The organism is Chromohalobacter sp. 48-RD10 (assembly GCF_029889785.1).
Classification (GTDB): domain Bacteria; phylum Pseudomonadota; class Gammaproteobacteria; order Pseudomonadales; family Halomonadaceae; genus Chromohalobacter.
On the sequence record NZ_JARANX010000091.1, the window covers coordinates 1 to 2,250 of the forward strand.

Annotated in this window: 6 protein-coding genes; all 6 read right to left on the minus strand. The window is 59.5% G+C overall.

From position 1 onward, the window contains the following. Nucleotides 1-23 precede the first annotated feature (23 nt). A complete protein-coding gene (locus OP496_RS17230) occupies nucleotides 24-227 on the minus strand; it encodes a hypothetical protein (RefSeq protein ID WP_280565069.1) in 204 nt (67 codons plus the stop codon). Next, entirely contained in the window at nucleotides 220-375 is a 156-nt protein-coding gene (locus tag OP496_RS17235) for a hypothetical protein (protein WP_280565070.1), read from the minus strand. The genes OP496_RS17230 and OP496_RS17235 overlap by 8 nt, the downstream gene beginning before the upstream one ends. Then, nucleotides 372-677 (minus strand): hypothetical protein, encoded by a 306-nt coding sequence (locus OP496_RS17240; RefSeq protein WP_280565071.1) that lies wholly within the window; start codon nucleotides 675-677, stop codon nucleotides 372-374. Before OP496_RS17240 ends, OP496_RS17235 begins: the two co-directional genes overlap by 4 nt. After that, nucleotides 674-1,069, minus strand: coding sequence for a LuxR C-terminal-related transcriptional regulator (locus tag OP496_RS17245; protein WP_280565073.1), 396 nt, complete (start codon nucleotides 1,067-1,069; stop codon nucleotides 674-676). The genes OP496_RS17240 and OP496_RS17245 overlap by 4 nt, the downstream gene beginning before the upstream one ends. 146 nt (nucleotides 1,070-1,215) lie before the next feature. Further along, complete coding sequence (locus tag OP496_RS17250; protein WP_280565075.1) at nucleotides 1,216-1,878, minus strand: hypothetical protein; 663 nt, start codon at nucleotides 1,876-1,878, stop codon at nucleotides 1,216-1,218. Nucleotides 1,879-2,002: 124 nt separating this feature from the next. Beyond that, the coding region (locus OP496_RS17255; protein ID WP_280565077.1) for a S24 family peptidase at nucleotides 2,003-2,250 on the minus strand (248 nt) is incomplete at its 5' end.

Genomic DNA, 2,250 nt, shown 5'->3' on the forward strand with positions numbered 1-2,250 from the left:
CATGGTTAAAGAGCTACTACAGGTCAAACGGTGTGGATCTCAATGCCCGGTGTCAGGCCATGTCGTTCGTGCCGCCAGCGGCGTGCCTGGTGACGTTTTCCCCGCCGCTTGGCGCGTTCGGCCAAGTAGTTCGAGGCCGCGCCCTTTGGGTGTAGAGTTTCGGTATCGCCATCGCCGCCGTAGAAGTACACGCAGCGTCTTCCTACCTCGATCAGTCGTTTACGCATGCTGGCGGTCCTCCATCCGTAGTTGTCCTTGGCGTACCACGAGAGCCCAGTTGTAGCGCTCGGCAATCTGTCGACAGGCGCGCAGGCCAGTGGCGTAGCGCAAGCGTTTGTTGCCGCGCGGGGTCTGGATGACGATCAGACGGTTCATTGCGGTGTACCCTCCCGACGTTTGCCCTCCAGATGACAGAGCAGGTGGGCTAGCTCGGTTTCGATGCGCTCGTCGCGCGTCTCGCCGTCTCGCTCGTGCCCCGGGTTCATGTAGCAGGTCAGTAACTCGCCTTTTTCGGAGGTCAGCGACTCGCCGGCTGGGTGGATCGCGACGATGATTGCGTGCACGCCGCCGTGATATTCGGCGTCGGCGACATAACGACCCAGTAGGGTCACGTCGATGGCCGTGTCTACGATCATGTTGATGGTTGCGCGCTGGGCGCTGGTCGGCGTGGTATTCATGCGTAGAGGCCCCCGTTGTCTTGGCGAGAGGGGCGTGCGGTGATGCTGATCTGCTGGCGGCCCCGGCTGGGTGGGCGCCGTATTGCATCTGCATTTGGGTTGAGTGCCGAAATGAAGAGGGCGATAGCCAGCGGCGCTATCCAGCCTCGACGCATGCCCTTGACGATCGCGCCAGCGGCTCGGCTCGCGTGTAGCCGGTGGTAGATGGCCTCAGCGGTACTTTTCACGGTGTTGGGGCTGATGCCGCGCTCTCGGGCTATCTCTTTATGGGTCATGCCAGCGGCCAGCCCCGCGAGCACCATGGCCTGCTTGGCGGTGGGCCAGTCAGAGCCACGCTGACCGATGCGGCAGCGGAAGCCGGCGAACTCGATATGTTGCGGTGCGTGTTCCATGTGATGTCCCCATCCATGTCGTGATTCGATGGGGAAAGTAAAGCATCGCTTTCTTTATTGGTCAAGCGTAGCTTTACTATTTGGGTTGTGCAGGCACAAAAAACCCGCCTCGATGGGCGGGCTGAGCAACGCTAGGAAGAGAAGGATCAGGCAGGAGCTTTCTCGTTTTTGGCTCGGATTTCGTGAACCTCGAGAATCTGGCTGGTATCGAGGTTGATAAACTGGCCCAGAACGCGTTGGTGTAAAGGGATGACCAGTAATTGGTCACGACCTTTTTTGCCCATCAGAGCCAGGGTGGCGTCATTGCGAGCTTGCATTTCGACGATGGACAACTCTGGGGGCTCATCCATTTCGATAGCGGTTCTCTCCAAGTAAAGTTCACGGTTCACCCCTTCGGCTTGAAAGCGCTTTTGGAATGCAATCCAGCGCTTGCGCAGCTCAGTATGCTGCGCCTCTTTGGTAGCGGTGCCCACGACCAAGTCCACTGCAGAGAAGAAGGCCACGATGGCAGCCATGATGCTGGCGCCGACAAAGCTCTCGGCGAGCAGGAACGACATGGCCGAGGAAGAGCCCAGAAACACTCCGACGAATCCGGTGGTCTTATGCCACTGGGAGAACAGGGCGGCACGCCGGGTGTGGTAGCGAATGTTCCTCAGCAGGTAGTGCTTGAAGGCGAAGGCTTCGTCTTCGTCACTGTCCTTGCTTGCCACCGTTGTCGCCTGATCCGGGTCGTTTGGGGGCGGGGCGGCTTTCGGCGATGTTGGTATCGCTTCGTTCTCCTCGCGAGTTGTTTCTGTTGAATCCGTCATACGCCGGTTGCCTCTGGTTCCCGCGATCTTCAGGCGGTTTGCTCGGTTTGCGGTCTTTGTGATCGCTCATGTCACATGCTCCGTATTGTAGTCGGTGGCTAAAGCCTAGAGAACATCCCCAGTCTTACAGCCGCGTCTTCGCTTCCACGGCGACGCCAAGGATCCGGCAGTTGCCGTTGATGGGGATCAGTGGATAGGCGGGGTTCAATGCCCGCAGGAAGCGCTGGCCGCCGTCTTCGATCAATTGTTTGAAGGTGGCTTCGTTGCTGTCCGCCAGTAGGGCGGCCACCAGCTTGCCCGGCGTCGCTTCTATGCCGGTATCGAAAAGCACCAGGGTGCCTTCAGGCACGCTAGGACGGCTACCTGTGGGTG

Excerpts from the sequence above, each read along its gene's own strand:
- OP496_RS17230 (WP_280565069.1), bottom strand. The coding sequence starts at position 227 with ATGCGTAAACGACTGATCGAGGTAGGAAGACGCTGCGTGTACTTCTAC.
- OP496_RS17250 (WP_280565075.1), bottom strand. The coding sequence starts at position 1,878 with ATGACGGATTCAACAGAAACAACTCGCGAGGAGAACGAAGCGATACCA.
- OP496_RS17235 (WP_280565070.1), bottom strand. The coding sequence starts at position 375 with ATGAACCGTCTGATCGTCATCCAGACCCCGCGCGGCAACAAACGCTTG.
- OP496_RS17245 (WP_280565073.1), bottom strand. The coding sequence starts at position 1,069 with ATGGAACACGCACCGCAACATATCGAGTTCGCCGGCTTCCGCTGCCGC.
- OP496_RS17240 (WP_280565071.1), bottom strand. The coding sequence starts at position 677 with ATGAATACCACGCCGACCAGCGCCCAGCGCGCAACCATCAACATGATC.